Here is a 19,152-nt window from a genome sequence, read left to right as displayed (position 1 = left end):
GTCCGGGCGACTCCCGTGCCCGGGAAGACGCACCTGCGGCCGAGTCCGTTGCCCGCGCTCAGGAAATCCCGGCAGATCTGCTCAATTCGGCACCTGCCGCTCGGGGGGCGGGAATCGGCTTGGAGGGGGTCGGGGGGCGTGGCAGGGTGGGTGATCGCCGCCGCAGCCCGCCAGGACGCTTCGGGCGGACCACCCAGCCCGCTGCGGCAGACCGCCGCCACGCTCCAGAGGACACCCCAGGCATGAGTACGCCGCCCAACCCGCCCAGCAGCCCGACCGGTCCGCCGACGGAGCCGGCGGGCACGCCCGTACCCGGGGCGCCGATACCCGGGCCGGCCGAACCCGCGCGGGGCCCGTCGCTGAAGAAGACCCCGGCCCCCGCCGACACCCCGCCCGCCGCACCCGCCGAAGCCGGGCCCGCCGCACCCGCGGACACCCCGGCCCCGGCTCCGGCGCCCGCCGACGCCCCGCCCGCCCCGCCCGCCGACGCGTCGGCCCCGACCCTCGTCGACGCCCCGGCCGCCGCGCAGCCCCCGGCACCGGCACCGCAGCCCGCCCCCGCCGCGCCCGAGGTCCCGGCCGCGCCCGCCCCGTCCCCGTTCGCCCCGCTCACCCCGGGACCCGCGGCGCCCCCCGCTCCACCGGCCGGCCCCTTCGGCGCCCCGGGCGCCCCGGGCGCCCCCGCCAACCCCTGGGCCCAGCCCATGGGCGGCGGGTACGGCGGCGCGCAGCCCCCGGCCTACCCCGGCCACCCGGGACATCCCGGATTCGCGGGCTACCCCGGCTACCCGGGCTACCCCCAGGCCGCGCCCCCGTCCGCCAACGGCATGGCGGTGGGCTCCCTGGTCCTCGGCCTCATCGCCATCCCGACGGCCCTGATCCCGTTCGTGTTCTGGGGCGGCACCCTCCTCGGCCTGATCGGCCTCGGCGTCGGTATCGGCGCCATGGTCGCCGCCTCCCGGGGCGCGCCGCGCAAGACGATGGCGCTGGCCGGCACGATCCTCGGCGTGGTCAGCCTGCTCGCCTCGGTCGGCGGCTGGTTCATCAGCATGGAGGTCGCCCACGACCTCACCCAGCGCCTCGAAGACCGCATCGAGCGGGAGCAGGACGAGCTGGACGACCTGGACGCCGATCCCACCCCGTACCCGATGCCGTCCTACTCCTCGCCGTACGACCTGCCCGACATGGGCCCCACCTCCGGCCCGGGCATCAGCACCCCGATCGCGTTCGGCGAGACGTTCACGTACCCGAACGGCATCAAGGTGACCCTGTCGCAGCCGAAGAAGTACGTCACGAAGAGCAAGTACCTGGAGGTCGGCAACGCGGTGAGCGTCGACATCACGATCACCAACACCTCGGACAAGCCGCACAAGGTCATCTACGCCCAGCCCAGCGTGAAGGACGAGCAGGGCGAGCGGGGCAAGCTCGTCTTCGACGGCACCGTCCCGAAGTCGGTCTCCGGCACCATCGAGCCGGGCGCCTCGGCGAGCGGCACCTCGGCGTTCGAGGTCCCGGAGGGCACCAGGAACATCACCGCGGAGATCTCCCCGGGGACCCTGCTGAACCCGGTGAAGTTCAGCGGACCGGTCCGCTGATCCGTCTCCCGCCCGCGGAATCACGGCGAATTCGGGGCGGGCCCAGGACATTGCGTCAGAAAGACGATTAGACTGGGCCCGTGCCTCAACTACGCCTCGCTCTGAATCAGATCGACTCGCATGTCGGCAACATCGCCGCCAACGCCGACTCGGTCGTCCACTGGACCCGGCACTCCGCCGAGCAGGGCGCCCACCTGGTGGCGTTCCCGGAAATGGTGCTGACCGGGTACCCCGTCGAGGACCTGGCCCTGCGCGGCTCCTTCGTCGAAGCGTCGCGTGCGGCGCTGCGCGAACTCGCGGAGCGGCTGGCCGCCGAGGGCCTCGGAGGCCTCCCGGTCGTCGTCGGCTACCTCGACCGCACCGAGAGGGCCACGCCCCGGCTCGGCCGCCCGGCCGGCTCCCCGGAGAACGCGGCCGCCGTGCTGTACGGCGGGGAGGTCGTCCTCCGCTTCGCCAAGCACCACCTCCCCAACTACGGCGTGTTCGACGAGTTCCGGTACTTCGTGCCGGGCGACACCCAGCCGGTGATCCGGGTGCGGGGCGTGGACGTCGCCCTCGCGATCTGCGAGGACCTCTGGCAGGAGGGCGGCCGGGTCCCGGCCACCCGCTCCGCCGGTGCCGGGCTGCTGGTCTCCATCAACGCCTCCCCCTACGAGCGCAACAAGGACGACCTGCGCCTGGAGCTGGTCCGCAAGCGGGCCCAGGAGGCCGGCTGCACCCTCGCCTACCTGGCGATGATCGGCGGCCAGGACGAGCTGGTCTTCGACGGGGACTCGATCGTCGTCGGCGGCGACGGCGAGGTCATCGCCCGCGCGCCGCAGTTCTCCGAGGGCTGCGTACTGGTCGACCTCGAACTGCCGGCCGCCCGCGCCGACGCCCCCGAGGGCATCGTCGACGACGGTCTGCGCATCGACCGCGTGATCCTGTCCGAGGAGCCGGTGGAGGCGTACGAGCCGGTCGTGCCCGGCGGCTACGCCGAACGCCTCGACGACGACGAGGAGATCTACGACGCGCTGGTCGTGGGCCTGCGCGCGTACGTCAAGAAGAACGGGTTCCGCTCCGTCCTGATCGGGCTGTCCGGCGGCATCGACTCCGCGCTCGTCGCCGCCGTCGCCTGCGACGCGATCGGCGCGCAGAACGTGTACGGCGTCTCGATGCCCTCGAAGTACTCCTCGGAGCACTCCAAGGGCGACGCCGCGGACCTGGCCGGGCGGACCGGCCTGAACTTCCGGACCGTTTCGATCGAGCCGATGTTCGACGCGTACATGGCCTCGCTGGGCCTGACCGGCCTGGCGGAGGAGAACCTCCAGTCCCGGCTGCGCGGCACCCTGCTGATGGCGGTCTCCAACCAGGAGGGCCACCTCGTGCTGGCCCCGGGCAACAAGTCCGAGCTGGCCGTGGGCTACTCCACGCTCTACGGGGACTCGGTCGGGGCCTACGGCCCGATCAAGGACGTCTACAAGACGGACGTCTTCCGCCTCGCCCGGTACCGCAACCGGGCCGCCGCCGAACGCGGGGAGGCCCCGCCGATCCCGGAGAACTCGATCGTCAAGCCGCCGAGCGCCGAGCTGCGCCCGGGCCAGGTGGACACGGACTCGCTGCCCGACTACCCGGTGCTCGACGCGATCCTGGCGATGTACGTGGACGGCGACCAGGGCATCGACGCGATCGTCGGGGCCGGCTTCGACCGCGAGCTGGTCGCCCGGACCCTGCGGCTGGTGGACACGGCGGAGTACAAGCGCCGCCAGTACCCGCCGGGCACCAAGATCTCCGCGAAGGGCTTCGGCAAGGACCGCCGGCTGCCCATCACGAACGGCTGGCGCGAGCACGCGTAGCGCCGTACGCACGCAGACCGGGGCCCCGGCCGCTTCGGAAGCGGCCGGGGCCCCGGCGTGCGCGTACGGCGCTACTTCTTCACGGTCACCCGCGCCGCGACCGGGAGGTGGTCGCTGCCGGTGCGCGGGAGGGTCCAGGAGGCGTCCGGCTTGATCCCGCGGACCATGATCTGGTCGATGCGGGCCATCGGGAACTGGGCCGGCCAGCTGAATCCGAACCCGTCTCCCGCCGCGCCCTGGGTGGAGCGCATCTGGGACGTGACCTCGGACAGGGCCCGGTCGTTCATGGTGCCGTTGAGGTCGCCGAGCAGGATGACCTTCTTCAGCGGTTCGGAGGCCAGTGCGGCGCCGAGCGCGTTGGCGCTGTTGTCGCGCTGATTGGCGGTGAACCCGGCGTTGAGCTTCACCCGGACCGAGGGCAGGTGGGCGACGAAGACGGCGACCGGGCCGTTCGTGGTGGCCACGGTGGTGCGCATGGCCCGGGTCCAGCCCATCTTGATGTCGACGGGCGCGCTGGAGGTCAGCGGGAACTTGCTCCAGACGCCGACCGTGCCCTCGACCGAGTGGTACTTGTACGTCCCGGCGAGTGCCTTCTCGTAGACGGGGACGACGCCCGACTTCAGCTCGGTCAGGGCCAGCACGTCGGCCCCGGACCGGCCGACGGATTCGGCGGTGCCGCGCGGGTCGGCGTTGTCGGCGTCGACGTTGTGGGTGGCGACCATGAGGTTGCCGCCGGAGCCGGACTTGTCGGTGACCAGCCCGCCGAAGAGGTTCGCCCACACGGCGGCGGTCAGCAGTATCGCGATCAGTGCGGTCGCGGACTTCCGGACCACCGCGCCGACCAGCAGCACCGGCACGGCCAGGCCCAGCCAGGGCAGGAAGGTCTCGGTGAGGCTGGCGAGGTTGCCGACGTCGTTCGGCAGCACGGCGTGGAAGATCATCACCAGTGAGATCAGCACCGCGAACGCGGCGATGACGATCCCGCGCCGCCAGATCCCCCGGTCGTGGCGCAGGGCGGCCAGTCGGCGCCGGAGGCCGGATCCGGAGGGCTCGGGGTCCGAGCCGCCGTTCCCCGTCTCCGTCATGTACGCCTGTGCCATGCCACTGCCCTCGCTGCCGTGCTCGCGCTCCGTCCCCGCCCCTTGACCCTAGGCGATGTACGGAGCCATCGGTGCCGTCCGTTCCGGCCGTACCTCCGGGAGGACGAACGGCCGTACGGTCCGGGTTCCGCTTGTCACGAAACGCGCACATTGGGCGTGGCGCGGCCGGAGGGGGGCCGGGAGTGTGACGGAGCGGTCATCGTGGCACTTCCGTCCCGGGCCCGGCAGGTGCCACCATGGTGGGTGAGTCCGGGGACGCCGTGAGGGCGCCTCGAGATGACACAAGGAGCAGTTGCAATGACGCCTGCCGTTTCGCCTGCCCGCGAGACCTCCGGCCCCACCCTGTACGGGGGCACGGGAACGCGCCGCATCACCATCCGCGACCTGGCCCTGGCCAAGGAGCGCGGCGAGAAGTGGCCCATGCTCACCGCGTACGACGCGATGACCGCGTCCGTGTTCGACGAGGCGGGCATTCCGGTCATCCTCGTCGGCGACTCGATGGGCAACTGTCACCTCGGCTACGAGACCACCGTCCCGGTGACGATGGACGAGATGACCCTGCTGTCCGCCGCCGTCGTCCGCGGCACCGGCCGGGCCCTGGTCATCGGCGACCTGCCCTTCGGCTCCTACCAGGAGGGTCCCGTGCAGGCGCTGCGCAGCGCGACCCGGCTGGTCAAGGAGGCCGGTGTCGGGGCGGTGAAGCTGGAGGGCGGCGAGCGCTCGCTGGCCCAGACCGAGCTGATCGTGCAGTCCGGCATCCCCGTCATGTCCCACCTGGGCCTGACCCCGCAGTCCGTGAACGCCATGGGCTACCGGGTGCAGGGCCGCGGCGACGAGGCCGCGCACCAGCTGCTGCGCGACGCGAAGGCCGCGCAGGACGCGGGCGCCTTCGCGGTGGTCCTGGAGCTGGTCCCGGCCGAACTGGCCGCCGAGGTCACCCGGTCCCTGCACATCCCGACGGTCGGCATCGGTGCCGGGTCGGAGTGCGACGCGCAGGTGCTGGTGTGGACGGACATGATGGGCCTGACCGGCGGGAAGATGCCGAAGTTCGTCAAGCAGTACGCGAACCTGCGGCAGACCATGAACGACGCGGCGAAGGCCTTCGCCGAGGACGTGGTCGGCGGAACGTTCCCGCAGGCCGAGCACGCCTTCCACTGATCGCGGGAGGGGCACCGGGACTTCCCCGGGAGCTCCACGGACGGCCCGTCGGCTCCCTCGCCGACGGGCCGTCGCCGTCCGTCCCGCCGGCCGTCGTCTGCCCGTCCGGCGGCCGTCGTCTGCCCGTCGGTCGCGTGTCGGTGGGCTGTCGGTCGGCTGTCGGTGCTTTGTCAGTGGCGGATGGTCCCATGGTGGACATGACGCGAAACGACAACAATCCCCTGAACGGCTCGCACGCCGTAGAGGTACGGGGGCTGGTCAAGCACTACGGCGAGACCAAGGCCCTCGACGGCGTGGACCTCGATGTCCGCGAGGGAACCGTCCTGGGGGTCCTCGGGCCCAACGGCGCCGGCAAGACCACCCTGGTCCGCATCCTCTCCACCCTGATCACCCCGGACGCCGGGACCGCGACGGTCGCGGGCTTCGACGTGGTCCGCCAGCCGCGGCAGCTGCGCCGCACCATCGGCCTGACCGGTCAGTACGCCTCGGTCGACGAGAAGCTCTCCGGCTGGGAGAACCTCTACATGATCGGCCGGCTGCTGGACCTGTCCCGCAAGGACTCCCGGTCCCGCGCCGACGAGCTGCTGGAGCGGTTCTCGCTCACCGAGGCCGCCAAGAAGGCCGTGATGAACTACTCCGGCGGCATGCGCCGCCGGCTCGACCTGGCCGCCTCGATGATCGGCAGCCCGGCCGTGCTGTACCTGGACGAGCCGACCACCGGCCTCGACCCCCGTACCCGCAACGAGGTGTGGGACGAGGTGCAGCGGATGGTCGCCGAGGGGGCCACCGTCCTGCTGACCACCCAGTACATGGAGGAGGCCGAGCAGCTCGCCAACGAGCTGACGGTCATCGACAAGGGCAAGGTCATCGCCAACGGCAAGGTCGACGAGCTGAAGGCCCGTGTCGGCGGCCGCACCCTGAGGATCCGTCCCGTCGCCGGCGCCGATCTGCCGGGCATGGCCCGCGCGCTCTCGGAGGCCGGGCTCGACGGGGTGGCCGGCTCGCAGGCCGTCCCGGACGAGGGCGTGCTCCTCGTCCCGATCCTGAGCGACGAGCAGCTGACCGCGGTGGTCGGGCTGCTGGCCGCCCGCGGCTACCCCATCGCCGACCTCGGCACGTACCTGCCCAGCCTCGACGAGGTCTTCCTGTCCATCACCGGGCAGAAGCCCTCCGCCGAGGACTCCGTTCCCGCCCAGCAGACCGAGGAGGTCGCGGCATGAGCACCGTAACCACGTCCAAGCCCAGCAGCTCCGCGGCCGCCCCGGCGGCCGCGGCGCAGGCCCTGCCCGACGAGGGCCGGATCGGCCTGCGGGCCAACCTGCGGCACATCGGCGCGCTGGTGCGCCGCAACGCGCTCCAGATCAAGCAGGACCCCGAGTCGATGTTCGACGTCCTGTTCATGCCGATCATCTTCACGCTGCTGTTCGTGTTCGTCTTCGGCGGTGCGATCTCCGGCAAGGGCAACCAGGGCGAGTACGTCAACTACGTCGTCCCGGGTCTGATGGCCATGATGGGCATGAACATCGCCATGGGTGTCGGCACCGGCGTCAACGACGACTTCAAGAAGGGCGTGATGGACCGCTTCCGGTCCATGCCGATCGCCCGGTCCTCGGTCCTGATCGCCAAGATCGTCGTCGAGCTCGGCCGCATGATGGTCGCCATCGCGATCCTGCTGACGGTCGGCTTCATCCTCGGCCTGTCGATCAAGACCTCGGTGGTCGAACTGCTCCTGTCCATCGGCCTGTCGGCGGTCTTCGGCGCCTCGCTGATGTGGATCTTCATCCTGCTCGGCCTCACCATGAAGACCGCGCAGGCCGTCCAGGGCATGGCCATGCTGGTCCTGATGCCGCTCCAGTTCGGCAGCTCGATCTTCGCCCCGCCCTCCACGATGCCGGGCTGGCTCCAGACCTTCACCGACGTCAACCCGCTGTCCAACCTGGCCGACGCGGCGCGCGGTCTGATCAACGGCGGCCCGGTGGCCCATTCGGTGTGGATCACCCTCGCCTGGTCGGCGGGCATCACCCTGGTCACCATGCCGCTCGCGGTACGGAAGTTCCGCCAGAAGACCTGACCCGCGGACCGGTCCGTTCCGGATCGCGTCCCGGGACGGGCCCCGTTCGGGGGACCGGGTCAGAAGAGGGCGGTGGCCTCCTCCAGGGTGAGGCCGCCGCCTTCGGCGTACGCGTCCTCGTAGGCGGCGTCGCCCAGCGCCGCCCTCGCCAGTTTCTCGGCCAGGGCGGCGTCCGCGCGTTCGACGGCGACGGAGAAGTGGCCGGGCGGCAGCAGGGCCCGGTAGGCGCCCAGCAGGCGGGCGGCGTCCAGGGCGCAGGAGCGACCGCCCAGCCCGGCCAGCGCGACGGCCGCCGTCATCAGGTACACGGCCGGGAGCTGGGGGGCGACCATCAGGGCGAGCGGGTCCCGCGTGATGGCCATGGCCTCCCGGAGCAGGGCGAGGGCCGGCTCGTACTTGCCCTCCTGGTTGTCCAGCCACGCGAGCGTGCCCAGCAGGAACCCGTCGAAGATGGCGAACGCGCCGACAGCGAAGTCCTCGCGCAGCGCCAGGAGTTCGGCGCGCGCCAGCTCGACACGGCCGGTGCGCCCGTACCATCCGGCGAGGAAGATCCGGGCGGCCGGCATGGCCTCGCTGCCGTGGATCCGGGGGCTGGCGAGGATCTCGGTCAGGAGCGCCTCGCCCTCGTCGCCCTGTCCGTCCTCCATGAGGACCCCCGCCATCCGGACGCGCAGCGCCGTCACCTGGGACGGGGCGCCGAGCCGCTGGGCGTGCTCGATCGCGGACCGGTAGTCCTCGGCGGCCAGCGCGAACTCGCCCCGCTTCTCACGGGATTCGGCGCGGGCCGACAGGGCCTCCGCGCAGCCCCAGCGGTCACCCAGCGACAGGAAGACGGCCAGGCTCTCCTCGGCGTCGCGTGCCGCGTCCCCGGCCCAGTCGGCACGGTTGGCCAGGACGTTGGCGCGCATCTGGAGGGCGGCGGCCAGCTCCCAGCGGTAGTCGAGCTTGCGGGCCGTGTCGACCGTGACGTCGATGACGTGCTTGAGCAGGCCCGGGTCCCCGGCGATCATGACGGCGTAGATCCACAGTCCCGCGGGGGTCCGGCAGGTCTGGGGCAGGCCGGGACGGTAGGCGGCGACGACCCCCTCGACCTGGGCGCGGATCTCCGGGGAGTTCCAGCCCTCGTTGGTGTGGTCGCGGGTGGCGATCTCGATCAGCCGGATGCCGCGCCAGGCCTCGGTGAGCAGTTCCCCGCTGTACGGCGGGGGCGAGTCCACGAGCTGTTCGTGGACCGGCTCGGCGGGGGTCACGGGCGGCAGGAAGGGGTTCGGGCCGAGGGCGCCCGCGGCGGTCGCCCAGTGCCGGGACTCGGCGCGCAGGTCGTGCATCTGCCAGTACCAGGCCAGGGAGTGGACCAGGCACAGCACCTCGTCCGTCTCGCGGGCGGCGATCGCCCGGCGCAGCGCGGTGCGGAGGTTCTCGTACTCGGTGGCCAGCCGCTCGGCGGCCGCGCGCTGGCCGTGGCCGCGCAGCAGGGGACTGGTGGTGCGGGCGAGTTCGCGGTAGTGCGTGAGGTGGCGGCGTTCGGTGGCCGCGCGGTCGCCGGGAACCTCGTCGATGCGCTCGGCGGTGTACTCGACGACGGTCTCCAGGAGCCGGTAGCGCATGTCGCCGTCGGGGCCCGGGGCGGCGACGACGAGGGACTTGTCGACGAGGGAGCCGAGGAAGTCGAGGACGTCCACGGCGGCGACGTCCTGCGGGCCGGGACCGGCGCAGACGGCTTCGGCGGCGGCGAGGTCGCAGCCGCCCGCGAAGACGGAGAGCCTGCGCAGGACGGCCCGTTCGGGCTCGTCGAGGAGGTCCCAGGACCAGTCGACGACGGCGCGCAGGGTCTGCTGGCGGGGCAGCAGGGTGCGGGCGCCGCCGGTGAGCAGGCGGAACCGGTCGTCGAGGCGGTCGGCGATCTGACGGGGGGTCAGCAGCCGCAGCCGGGCGGCGGCCAGCTCGATGGCGAGCGGCAGCCCGTCGAGGCGGCGGCAGATCTCCGCGGCCGCGGCCGGGTCGTCGTCGACGCTGAACCCGGGCCGGGCGGCGGCCCCGCGGTCCGCGAGGAGCCGCAGCGCCACGGGGTCGGGCAGCGGCTCCACCGGGCGCAGGGACTCCCCCGGCACACCGAGGGGTTCACGGCTGGTGGCCAGGATCTGCACGCCGGGGCAGCGGGTGAGGAGTCGTTCCGCCAGCTCGGCGGCGGCGCCGATGACGTGCTCGCAGTTGTCGAGGAGCAGCAGGAGGCGCCGGCGCGAGCAGTGTTCCGCTAGGCGGTCGAGCGGATCGTCCCCGGCGCGGTCGGTCAGTGCCCGCAACTCCTCGGCGGCGGCGCCGCGCAGCTTGGTCTCGCGGGCGCCGAGCGCGGCCAGGGCCGCTTCGGCCACGTCCTCCGGGTCGTCCACGGGGGCCAGTTCGACGAACCACACCCCGTCGGGCCAGCCGCCTGCGGCGTGCGCCTCGGCGGCCTCCTGCGACAGCCGGGTCTTGCCGGCGCCGCCGGGGCCGAGCAGGGTGACGAGGCGGGCGCGGGCGAGGTCGGCGCCGATGACGCGGATGTCGTCCTCGCGGCCGACGAAGGTGGTGAGCCGCGCCCGCAGGTTCCCCCGGCCGGGGGGAACGGGGGCGTCGGTGCCGATGCCCTGGCCGGGCGGGACGGGGACGGCCGGGTCCCGGCGCGGGACCAGGGCGCTGGCGCCCTGGCCAGGCCGAACTGGCGCGTCCGGGCCGGCGCCCTGGTACGTCGGGAGCGAGCCGGCCGCGCCCTGGCCGGGCTGGGCGGTACCGACCTGCGGCGGCTCCGGCGGGGACTGCCCGTACCCGGCACGGCGGGGCGGGACGGTACCGGCCGCGCCCTGGCCGGGCGGGGCGGGGGCGAGCTGCGGCGGCTCCGGCGGGGACTGCCCGTACCCGGCACGGCGGGGCGGGACGGTACCGGCCGCGCCCTGGCCGGGCGGGACGGGGGCGGGGTACGGGTGGGCTTCGCGGCCCGGCGACGGGTGCGGGGCGAGCAGGGCCGCGTGGAGGGCGCGCAGCTCCGGGCCCGGGTCGGCGCCCAGGCGGTCCGCGAGGTCCCGCCGGACCTCGTCGTAGGCGGCCAGCGCCTCCGCGGGGCGCCCCGCCGCGCCGAGGGCGCGGATCCGCAGGACGTGCAACGGCTCGTCCAGCGGCTGCTCCGCGCACAGGACGGCCAGCTCGGGCAGCACCCGCTCCGCCTCGCCCAGCGCCAGGGCCGCGGCGATACGGCCCCGGCGCGCGTCCATCCGTACGGCATCCCAGCGCGCGGACTCCCCCGCCGGACCGGCCAGCGAGGCCAGCGCCGGCCCCCGCCACAGCGCGAGGGCCTCGTCGTACAGCGCCGCCGCCCGGGCCGGGTCCGGCTCGGCCGCGGCGGCGCGCGCCAGGCGTTCGAAGCGGTACAGGTCGATGTCCTCGCGGTCGGCGGCCAGCTGGTAGCCGCCCTCCGCGGAGCGCACGGCGGCGTGCCCGATCGTCCGGCGCAGCCGCGCCACCAGCGCCTGGAGCGCGGCCGGGGCGTCGGCCGGCTGGTCCCCGTCCCAAACCTCGGCGACCAGCAGCCCGGCCGGCACGGTGCGGCCCGGCCGCAGCGCGAGCGCCGTCAGCAGCGCCCGCAGGCGCGCTCCGCCGACGGCGACGGGGGTCCCGTCGTCGCTGAAGGCCTGGGCAGTGCCGAGAATCGCGTAGCGCACCGGCCCATTGTCGCTGCCCCCGGCCCCCGCACCGCGCCGCGCCCGGGATAGGTTTCGCCGCATGGGTCACCAGGGCAGCCGCGGCGAGCGGCAGATCAGTTCCGTCTTCCTCGGGATCGTCGCGGTCATGGCGGTGACCGGCTGGGCCGTGTGGACGGGGTTCTCGACGAACACCGGCCTCGCCGTCTTCCTGTTCGTCACGTCGGCGTGGATCGTCTCGCTCTGCCTGCACGAGTACGCGCACGCCCGCACCGCCCTGCACGGCGGCGACATCACGGTCGGCGCCAAGGGCTACCTCACGCTGAACCCGCTGAAGTACACGCACGCCCTGCTCAGCATCGTGCTGCCGGTGGTCTTCGTGATCCTGGGCGGCCTGGGCCTGCCGGGCGGCGCGGTGTACATCGAGCGGAGCCGGATCCGCGGCCGCTGGAAGCACAGCCTGATATCGGCCGCGGGCCCGCTGACCAACGTGGCCTTCGCCATCGTGTGCACGGCGCCGTTCTGGCTGGACGCCCTCGACGGGGTGCCGGGGCCGTTCCGCCTCGCGCTCGCGTTCCTGGCGCTGCTCCAGGTCTCGGCGGCGATCTTGAACTTCCTGCCGGTGCCGGGCCTGGACGGGTACGGGGTGATCGAGCCCTGGCTGTCGTACGGCGTCCGCCGGCAGGTGGAGCCGCTCGCGCCGTTCGGACTGATCGCCGTCTTCGCGCTGCTGTGGATCCCCGAGGTCAACCGGTTCTTCTTCGACGTGGTCTACGGCCTGCTGGGCTCCCTCGGCGTGACCGAGCCGGAGGCCTACTGCGGCCGCGAGCTGTACAGCTTCTGGCGCGGCACCGAGGGCGGCGGCTTCTTCTGCACGACCCTGGTGGGATGAGCCGGCAGCAGGGCCGGTAGCCGCAGCCCGGCGGCGGTTCAGCTGCCGGCGCGGGCCGTCTTGTCGGCCTTGGCCTTGCGTACGTAGTACCAGGCCATGTTGGACGTCAGCCCGGCCAGCAGCACCCACACGATCCCCAGGAAGCTGCCCTCCACGAAGGCGACCACGGCCGCGGCCACGGACAGGGCACAGACGACAACGGCGAACACGGCAAGGCGGGGCATGCGGCACGGCTCCTCGGCGACACGGAACGGGTTGAGCCCCTCCAGTGTCCCCCATCCCGCCCCGGCCGCGGTCGCCCGATGCCGCAACCGGGCATCCAGCTCATTTCCCACTTCAGCTGATCTTCCGCGCGGCTGCTGGATACGGTTCGCGGGGCTCTGTCCGCACGGACGAAGCCGGGCGAGTGGGGGGAAGGTATGCAGGAGATCTCAAAGGGTGCGAACGTCAGTCTGACCGCCCTCAGCGAGGACGCCGGTGCGGTGGTGGTGAGCCTCGGCTGGACCAGCGCTTCGGGAGCCGGAGACGCCGACGTCTCCGTTCTGCTGCTGAACGAAAACGGCAAGATCCGCAGTGAGAACGACTTCTACTTCTACAACAATCCGGCGGCCGCGGACGGCAGCGTGCAGCTGCTCGGCAAGACACCGACCGACAGCGGCGACGAGGACCGCATCAGTGTGGACCTCACGGCTGTCCCCAACGGCGTCGCACGGATCGTGGTGGCGGCCAGTCAGTACGGTGGGGCTCGTTTCGGGGACCTCGACGATCTGCGGATGACGGTCGCGGACCGGTCCGGTGAACCGCTGGTCGGGTTCTCCATCGACGACGCGAGCGTGGAGACGGCGTTCATCTTCGGTGAGCTGTACCGGCGCAACGAGGAGTGGAAGTTCCGCGCGGTGGGCCAGGGGTACGAGACCGGCCTGGCCGGCCTGGCGACGGATTTCGGCATCGTCGTGCTCGAAGAGACGGAAGAGGCCGCCGCAGCCGAAGAACCGCAGGAGTCCGGTGACACCGGAAGCGGTGTGGAACCCCAGAGCACCGAAAGCCTCGCGGTCGTACCCGAGGGCGCCCCTGCCGAGTCGGCCGGGTCCACCGACCCGTCCGTGCCCGTCGGGGACCAGACCGTACCGGCGCCCGCCGCCCCATCGCTCCCCGCCGTCCCCGCCCAGTCCCGCGGCCGGGGTCCCCGTACGACCAGGAAGAAGGTCACGCTCCCCAAGGTGGCCAAGAAGTCCCTCGCCGAGAACGACTCCTGGCAGGTGGCCCGCCTCTTCCCGGTGCCTTCCCTCAAGAGCGACCGGGAGCGGGAGGTGCGCGCGACCTCGGTGTTGCTGTCCGTCATGGCCCAGGTGCCCGAGCTGGGCCGACGTCTCACCGCCGCCTTCGGCGCCCCGGCCGGCAGGATGCAGACCTTCACGGAGGTGCCCCTCCCCCACGGTGACACCCCGCGGCGGCCTGACGGAGTCATCCGGGTCGAGCGCGCCGGCAAGCTGTGGACGGCCCTCGTCGAGACGAAAACCAATGGGAACCAGCTCAAGGCCGAGCAGGTACAGGCGTACATGGACATCGCCGCGCGCCGCGGCTACGAAGCCGTGATCACCCTCTCCAACGATGTGGCCCTCGAAGGCGCGCCCATGGTCGACGTCAAGATCGACGGGCGGCGCAAGCACAAGGTCAGCCTCTGGCACCTGTCGTGGGCGGAGGTGGCACACCAGGCCCAGATGCTGATCCGCCACGAGGGCGTGGTCAACCCCGCGCACGCGTGGCTGCTGCAAGAGCTACTGGAGTACCTCCAGCACGAGAACTCCGGGTGCCACGGGTTCCAGAACATGGGTCCGTCCTGGGTCCCCGTACGCAAGGGCATCGAAGACGAAACCCTCAACCTGGACGACAGTCGGGCCGTGGAGGTCGTGGAAAGCTGGGAGCGGCTGATCCGCCAGGTCTGCCTACGCCTCGGCGGTGAGCTGGGACAGAAAGCGCTCCCGGTGCAGAGGGCCCGACGCGGCAGCGATCCTCGGGAGCGGCGGATCACGGCGGCCGAGAAGCTGTGCACGGACGGCAGGCTCTGGGCGGAGCTGCGCGTCGACGGCACGAGCAGCGTCATCGCGGTGACCGCCGACCTGCGCACGGGCAGGGTCCGCACCTCGGTGGACGTCTCCGCGCCGGAGGGATCGTATCCACTGGCGACGGCGAAGAAGCTCGTGCGGCTGCTGGCGGAGGCACCTGCGGATCTTCACGTGGAGAGCCTGGTCGAGGGCGGGAGCGGACCGCGCGGCACGCTGGAACGGTTGCGCCCGGAGCCTGCTGATCTGCTGCCCAAGGACGGAGCGCCGCTCACCGGATTCCGGCTGTCCCTCATCAAGGGGATGGGCAACACCCGGGGCAACACGGAGTCGGGCTTCATCCGCAGCGTCGACGATGCCGTGGACCGCTTCTACCAGAGCGTGGTGGCGCAGCTGGGACCGGTGGAGGCACGGCCGGCACGGCGCGGCTGACCGTCGGGTCCTGGCCGCGCCCCCGGACGAGCGGGGGCGCGGCCGGGGCGGGGCCGGGAGGGGTCAGACGTCCGTGACGCGCAGGCCCGCGTGGGCCTTGTAGCGTCGGTTGGTGGAGATCAGGTTGGCGACCAGGGCTTCGACCTGGTGGGCGTTGCGCAGGCGGCCCGCGAAGACTCCGCGCATGCCCGGGATGCGGGCGGTGAGGGCCTGGACGAGGTCGGTGTCGGCGCGGGATTCGCCGAGGACCATCACGTCGGTGTCGATCTCCTCGACCGACTCGTCCTGGAGGAGGACCGCCGAGAGGTGGTGGAAGGCTGCCGTGACGCGGGAGTCCGGGAGCAGGGCGGCGGCCTGCTGGGCGGCGCTGCCCTCTTCGACCTGGAGGGCGTAGGCGCCCTGCTTGTCGAAGCCGAGCGGGTTGACGCAGTCGACGACGAGCTTGCCCGCGAGGTCCTCGCGCAGCGCTTCGAGGGTCTTGGCGTGGCCCTCCCACGGTACGGCGACGATCACGATGTCGCTGCGGCGCGCGCAGTCGGCGTTGTCCGCGCCTTCGATGCCCAGGCCCAGTTCCTCGGCGGCGGTGCGGGCGCGGTCGGCGGCCCGGGAGCCGATGATCACCTTCTGGCCGGCCCGGGCGAACCGGTAGGCCAGGCCGCGGCCCTGGTCGCCGGTGCCGCCGAGGACCCCGACCACGAGACCGGAGACGTCCGGGAGGTCCCAGGGATCCTTGGCCGGCGGCTTCTGCGTGCTGTCTGAGGAAGTCATGGGGGCGAGGGTACTGCCGAGTACCCGTCAGTCGAACGGCCAGGCACGCGGCAGTGGGCGGGCGAAAAGCGGAAGCGGTCCCCTCACGTCCCCCTCACGTCCCCCCTCACGTCCCCCCTCACGTCCCCCCTCACGCCCCTCCTCATGTCCTCCCCGTGTCCTGCCTCATGTCCTCCCCCCATGTCCTTTGCATGGTGCAGGATGCCGCTATGGATGCGGTGAGAGTGGCGCTGCTGCGCGAGGTGCTCGCCGGTACGCAGTGGCCGGGCGCCGCCCGTCGCTTCGCCGGTTCGCTGCGCCGCTCGGTGGTGTCCGCCGGCGGGAGCCTGCTGCTGGTGGGGACCGAGCGGTACGAGCCCTGGCATCTGGCGGCGCACCTGGTGGACGAGGCCGCGTGGTCGGGGCTGCCGGAGCTGGCCCCGACGCTCGTGCGTCACCGCGTGCCGCCGGGCGGGCCGCCGCACCTCTCGGTGGGGCTGGGCCGGCTGGAGGCGGTCCGGCGCGGGCACACGCTGCTGGTGGTCGCGCCGGAGCGGCCGGGTGCGGGGCTGCTGGAGCGGGTGCACGGGGCCCGGCGCGCGGGGGCGACCGTACTGTCCCTGGACGGCGGGGATCCGGATCTGGGGACGCTGGCGCACGAGGCGCTGTCGGTGCCGCGTGCGGCCGCTGGGCTGGACCTGGACACGGTGCAGCACCTGGTCAGCGCGGCGGCCGGGGAGAACGGCCTGCCGGCGCAGCGCGGGCGGCGCCGCTTCCGGGACCGGCTGGCGCGGCTGGCCGATCAGCTGACCGCGCCGCCGCCCAGCCGCTGGTAGCCCCGATCAGGGGGTGGCGCCCTCTTCGCCCTCGCCGGTCTTGTCGTTCCACTTGGGGTCGTTCTGCCATTCGAGGTTGCGCTCCTGCGCCGTCTCCATGGCGTGGTTGGCCTCCTCGGTCGTCTCGTAGGGGCCGAACCGGTCCTTGGCGGGGCACTCGGGGCCCTCTTCGACCTTCTTGTGGACCAGGCAGTAGTACCACTCGCCCGGCTTGCCCACCTGCCGCTTCTTGAACAGCGCCATCGTCGTCAGGCTCCTCTCGTACCGCTCTCTGTCGCCAGCTTGCCCCATCCCCGCTGGATACACTCGCTTGCATGTCCGGTCAGTCGCTGCTCGTACCAGGCGAGCTCTCTCCCGTCCGTTCCGTTCCCGGTAACATCCGCCGGCCCGAGTACGTGGGCAGGCCCGCGCCCGCTCCGTACACCGGACCGGAGGTGCAGACCGCCGAGATCATCGAGGCCATGCGCATCGCCGGCCGGATCGCCGCCCAGGCGATGGAGGAGGCCGCCAAGCTCATCGCCCCGGGGGTGACCACCGACGAGCTGGACCGGGTCGCGCACGAGTACATGTGCGACCACGGCGCCTACCCGTCGACGCTGGGCTACCGCGGTTTCCCCAAGTCCCTGTGCTCCTCGGTCAACGAGGTCATCTGCCACGGGATCCCCGACTCGACCGTCCTGCGCGACGGCGACATCGTGAACCTCGACGTCACCGCGTACATCGGCGGGGTGCACGGCGACAACAACGCCACCTACCTGTGCGGTGAGGTGGACGAGGAGTCGCGGCTGCTGGTGGAGCGCACCCGTGAGGCGCTGAACCGGGCCATCAAGGCCGTGAAGCCGGGCCGGCAGATCAACATCATCGGCCGGGTCATCGAGTCGTACGCGAAGCGCTTCGGCTACGGCGTGGTCCGGGACTTCACCGGGCACGGCATCAGCACGTCCTTCCACTCCGGCCTGATCGTCCCGCACTACGACAGCCCGCACGCCACGACCGTCATCGAGCCCGGGATGACCTTCACGATCGAACCGATGCTGACGCTGGGCACGCATGAGTACGACATGTGGGAGGACGGCTGGACGGTCGTCACCAAGGACCGCAAGCGGACCGCGCAGTTCGAGCACACGCTGGTCGTGACCGACGCGGGGGCGGAGATCCTGACCCTGCCGTGACCCCGTCTGCGTGACCCCGCCGTAGCGATTTTCCCGCTACGGGTTTTTACCGACAGGGCGTCGGGAACACATTGACTTAGGTAAGCCTAAGTAGGAGGATCGGTGTGGCGGCACTGCCGCCATGCCTGCTCCTCACCCCCCGATTCCTCGGAGGTCCCCCTTGGACGCCTTCTCCACGGTCATCCGTGTCGCCTCGCACGAGCAGCACACCGAGGCCGAGACCTCGACGTTCATGAGCGACCTGCTCGGCGGCCGGCTCGGTGTGGACGCCTTCACCCGCTACACCGAGCAGCTGTGGTTCGTCTACCGGGCCCTGGAGGACGCGGCCGAGTCCCTCAAGGACGACCCGGTGGCCGGACCGTTCATCCGGCCGGAGCTGATGCGCCTCGCCGAGATCGAGCGGGACCTCGCCCACCTGCGCGGGCCCGAGTGGCGCGCGACGCTGGTGGCGCTGCCCGCGACCGAGGCGTACGCGGCCCGGGTGGCCGAGTGCGCGGCAGGCTGGCCCGGCGGGTACGTGGCCCACCACTACACCCGCTACCTGGGCGACCTGTCCGGCGGGCAGATCATCCGGGACAAGGCCGAGCGCACCTGGGGCTTCGAGCGCAAGGGCGACGGCGTCCGCTTCTACGTCTTCGCGGACATCTCCAACCCGGCCGCCTTCAAGCGGACCTACCGCGAGCTGCTCGACGCGATCGCCGCGGACGACCTGGAGAAGCAGCGCATCATCGACGAGTGCAAGCGCGCCTTCGACTTCAACGGCGCGGTCTTCCGCGAGCTGGGCGAACAGTTCCCGCTGAGCGCGTAACCGGAGCGGACGTCGCGGCCGTGGGAGCGGGGGCGGGCCTTCGGGCCCGCCCCCGCTCCCGCGTCGTCCCGGGCCGGCCGTGGCGCGGCGCCGGGGGCGGGCTCAGTTCGCGGCGGGCGCGAAGCGGACGCGGCCGCCGATCTCGACGGTCCCGTCCGGGTTGGGCGCGGTGAGGAGCTGGGAGCCGGCGCCCTGGGTGATGTTCAGGGCGCGGTTCAGCTGGGCCGTCAGCAGGATCGCCGCCGAGCCGGTGGCCTCGTCCTCGACGACGGCGCCGTCGGGGCGGCGCGGGAAGCCGCGGGCCCGGATCCGGCCCGCGGTCTCCTCCTCCCAGGCCCACACGTACAGCCAGCCCTCGCCGGGCGGCGGGGCGGGCAGCGCCTCGACCTCCGCGGCGGACGCGTACTGCTCGGTGCGCTTGTCCTCGACCCACTCGGGGCGGGCCGTGATCCAGGTGAACTCCCCGTCGTCGCGCGCCCAGACGGAGCCGGCCGGCGGCTGGAGCTCCTCGATGTCCAGCAGCCAGGCGACCCCGACCAGCGGGTGCCCGGCGAAGGACAGGCGGGTGCCGGGGGTGCGGATGTCGACGACCCCGCGCTCGGGGTCGTCGACGAACACCGTCTCGCTGTAGCCGAGTTCGGCGGCCAGCGCCTGCCGGGACGCGTCGTCCGGGCAGGTGCGGCCGTCGCGTACGACTCCCAGGAGGTTGCCGTACCGGCCGTCGCCCGCGCAGAAGACCCTGAGCACGTCGAGATCGTTCACGCGGGCA

The 19,152-nt window shown here is 72.7% G+C and carries 16 protein-coding genes; 10 read left to right on the top strand and 6 right to left on the bottom strand.

From position 1 onward, the window contains the following. Positions 1 to 242 precede the first annotated feature (242 nt). Positions 243 to 1,595 carry a DUF4352 domain-containing protein gene (locus ACZ4TG_RS22975; RefSeq protein ID WP_468165696.1) on the top strand — a complete coding sequence of 451 codons (1,353 nt, stop codon included), beginning with the start codon at positions 243 to 245 and terminating at the stop codon, positions 1,593 to 1,595. Positions 1,596 to 1,675: 80 nt separating this feature from the next. Continuing rightward, complete coding sequence (locus ACZ4TG_RS22970; protein WP_468165694.1) at positions 1,676 to 3,430, top strand: NAD+ synthase; 1,755 nt, start codon at positions 1,676 to 1,678, stop codon at positions 3,428 to 3,430. 71 nt (positions 3,431 to 3,501) lie between these two features. Here the strand turns inward: ACZ4TG_RS22970 and ACZ4TG_RS22965 are convergent, their stop codons facing one another. Further along, a complete protein-coding gene (locus ACZ4TG_RS22965; RefSeq protein WP_468165692.1) occupies positions 3,502 to 4,530 on the bottom strand; it encodes an endonuclease/exonuclease/phosphatase family protein in 1,029 nt (342 codons plus the stop codon). Between the two features lie 297 nt (positions 4,531 to 4,827). Between ACZ4TG_RS22965 and panB the strand changes: the two genes are divergently transcribed. The 3 genes from panB (at position 4,828) to ACZ4TG_RS22950 (ending at position 7,759) form a co-directional block, all read left to right on the top strand. Next, positions 4,828 to 5,688, top strand: a complete 861-nt coding sequence (gene panB, locus ACZ4TG_RS22960; RefSeq protein WP_468165690.1) for a 3-methyl-2-oxobutanoate hydroxymethyltransferase — start codon at positions 4,828 to 4,830, stop codon at positions 5,686 to 5,688. A gap of 188 nt (positions 5,689 to 5,876) precedes the next feature. Beyond that, positions 5,877 to 6,908, top strand: a complete 1,032-nt coding sequence (locus tag ACZ4TG_RS22955; protein WP_468165688.1) for an ATP-binding cassette domain-containing protein — start codon at positions 5,877 to 5,879, stop codon at positions 6,906 to 6,908. Beyond that, a complete protein-coding gene (locus ACZ4TG_RS22950; protein WP_468165686.1) occupies positions 6,905 to 7,759 on the top strand; it encodes an ABC transporter permease in 855 nt (284 codons plus the stop codon). Before ACZ4TG_RS22955 ends, ACZ4TG_RS22950 begins: the two co-directional genes overlap by 4 nt. Positions 7,760 to 7,818: 59 nt before the next feature. Here the strand turns inward: ACZ4TG_RS22950 and ACZ4TG_RS22945 are convergent, their stop codons facing one another. Beyond that, on the bottom strand, positions 7,819 to 11,454 hold the full coding sequence (locus ACZ4TG_RS22945; protein ID WP_468165684.1) for an AfsR/SARP family transcriptional regulator: 3,636 nt from the start codon (positions 11,452 to 11,454) through the stop codon (positions 7,819 to 7,821). 61 nt (positions 11,455 to 11,515) lie between these two features. Here ACZ4TG_RS22945 and ACZ4TG_RS22940 point away from each other — a divergent pair, with 61 nt between their 5' ends. Then, the gene (locus ACZ4TG_RS22940; RefSeq protein WP_468165681.1) at positions 11,516 to 12,325 is read left to right on the top strand and encodes a site-2 protease family protein; all 810 of its coding nucleotides are present in this window, start codon (positions 11,516 to 11,518) and stop codon (positions 12,323 to 12,325) included. A 38-nt stretch (positions 12,326 to 12,363) separates the two neighbouring features. Here the strand turns inward: ACZ4TG_RS22940 and ACZ4TG_RS22935 are convergent, their stop codons facing one another. After that, on the bottom strand, positions 12,364 to 12,549 hold the full coding sequence (locus ACZ4TG_RS22935) for a hypothetical protein (RefSeq protein ID WP_468165679.1): 186 nt from the start codon (positions 12,547 to 12,549) through the stop codon (positions 12,364 to 12,366). Positions 12,550 to 12,744: 195 nt separating this feature from the next. Between ACZ4TG_RS22935 and ACZ4TG_RS22930 the strand changes: the two genes are divergently transcribed. After that, entirely contained in the window at positions 12,745 to 14,820 is a 2,076-nt protein-coding gene (locus ACZ4TG_RS22930) for a TerD family protein (protein WP_468165677.1), read from the top strand. A gap of 63 nt (positions 14,821 to 14,883) precedes the next feature. Here ACZ4TG_RS22930 and npdG read toward each other — a convergent pair whose 3' ends face one another. Then, a complete protein-coding gene (npdG, locus tag ACZ4TG_RS22925; RefSeq protein WP_468165675.1) occupies positions 14,884 to 15,588 on the bottom strand; it encodes an NADPH-dependent F420 reductase in 705 nt (234 codons plus the stop codon). Positions 15,589 to 15,797: 209 nt separating this feature from the next. Here npdG and ACZ4TG_RS22920 point away from each other — a divergent pair, with 209 nt between their 5' ends. Next, positions 15,798 to 16,403, top strand: coding sequence for a hypothetical protein (locus ACZ4TG_RS22920; protein WP_468165673.1), 606 nt, complete (start codon positions 15,798 to 15,800; stop codon positions 16,401 to 16,403). A gap of 6 nt (positions 16,404 to 16,409) precedes the next feature. Here ACZ4TG_RS22920 and ACZ4TG_RS22915 read toward each other — a convergent pair whose 3' ends face one another. After that, positions 16,410 to 16,646 (bottom strand): hypothetical protein, encoded by a 237-nt coding sequence (locus ACZ4TG_RS22915; RefSeq protein WP_468165671.1) that lies wholly within the window; start codon positions 16,644 to 16,646, stop codon positions 16,410 to 16,412. 71 nt (positions 16,647 to 16,717) lie between these two features. On the opposite strand from ACZ4TG_RS22915, the gene map reads away from it, so the two are divergent. Both map and ACZ4TG_RS22905 read left to right on the top strand, forming a co-directional pair. Continuing rightward, positions 16,718 to 17,575: a type I methionyl aminopeptidase gene (gene map / locus ACZ4TG_RS22910; protein ID WP_468165669.1), complete on the top strand. Its 858-nt coding sequence runs from the start codon at positions 16,718 to 16,720 to the stop codon at positions 17,573 to 17,575. A 160-nt stretch (positions 17,576 to 17,735) separates the two neighbouring features. Next, positions 17,736 to 18,383, top strand: a complete 648-nt coding sequence (locus tag ACZ4TG_RS22905) for a biliverdin-producing heme oxygenase (RefSeq protein WP_468165666.1) — start codon at positions 17,736 to 17,738, stop codon at positions 18,381 to 18,383. A gap of 102 nt (positions 18,384 to 18,485) precedes the next feature. On the opposite strand, the gene ACZ4TG_RS22900 is transcribed toward ACZ4TG_RS22905, so the two are convergent. Next, entirely contained in the window at positions 18,486 to 19,145 is a 660-nt protein-coding gene (locus tag ACZ4TG_RS22900; protein ID WP_468165664.1) for a PhzF family phenazine biosynthesis protein, read from the bottom strand. Positions 19,146 to 19,152 lie beyond the last annotated feature (7 nt).

Source organism: Streptomyces sp. NPDC028314 (genome assembly GCF_055565795.1).
The sequence above is the reverse complement of the archived record's forward strand: the minus strand, read 5'-3'. Positions and strand labels throughout refer to the sequence as shown.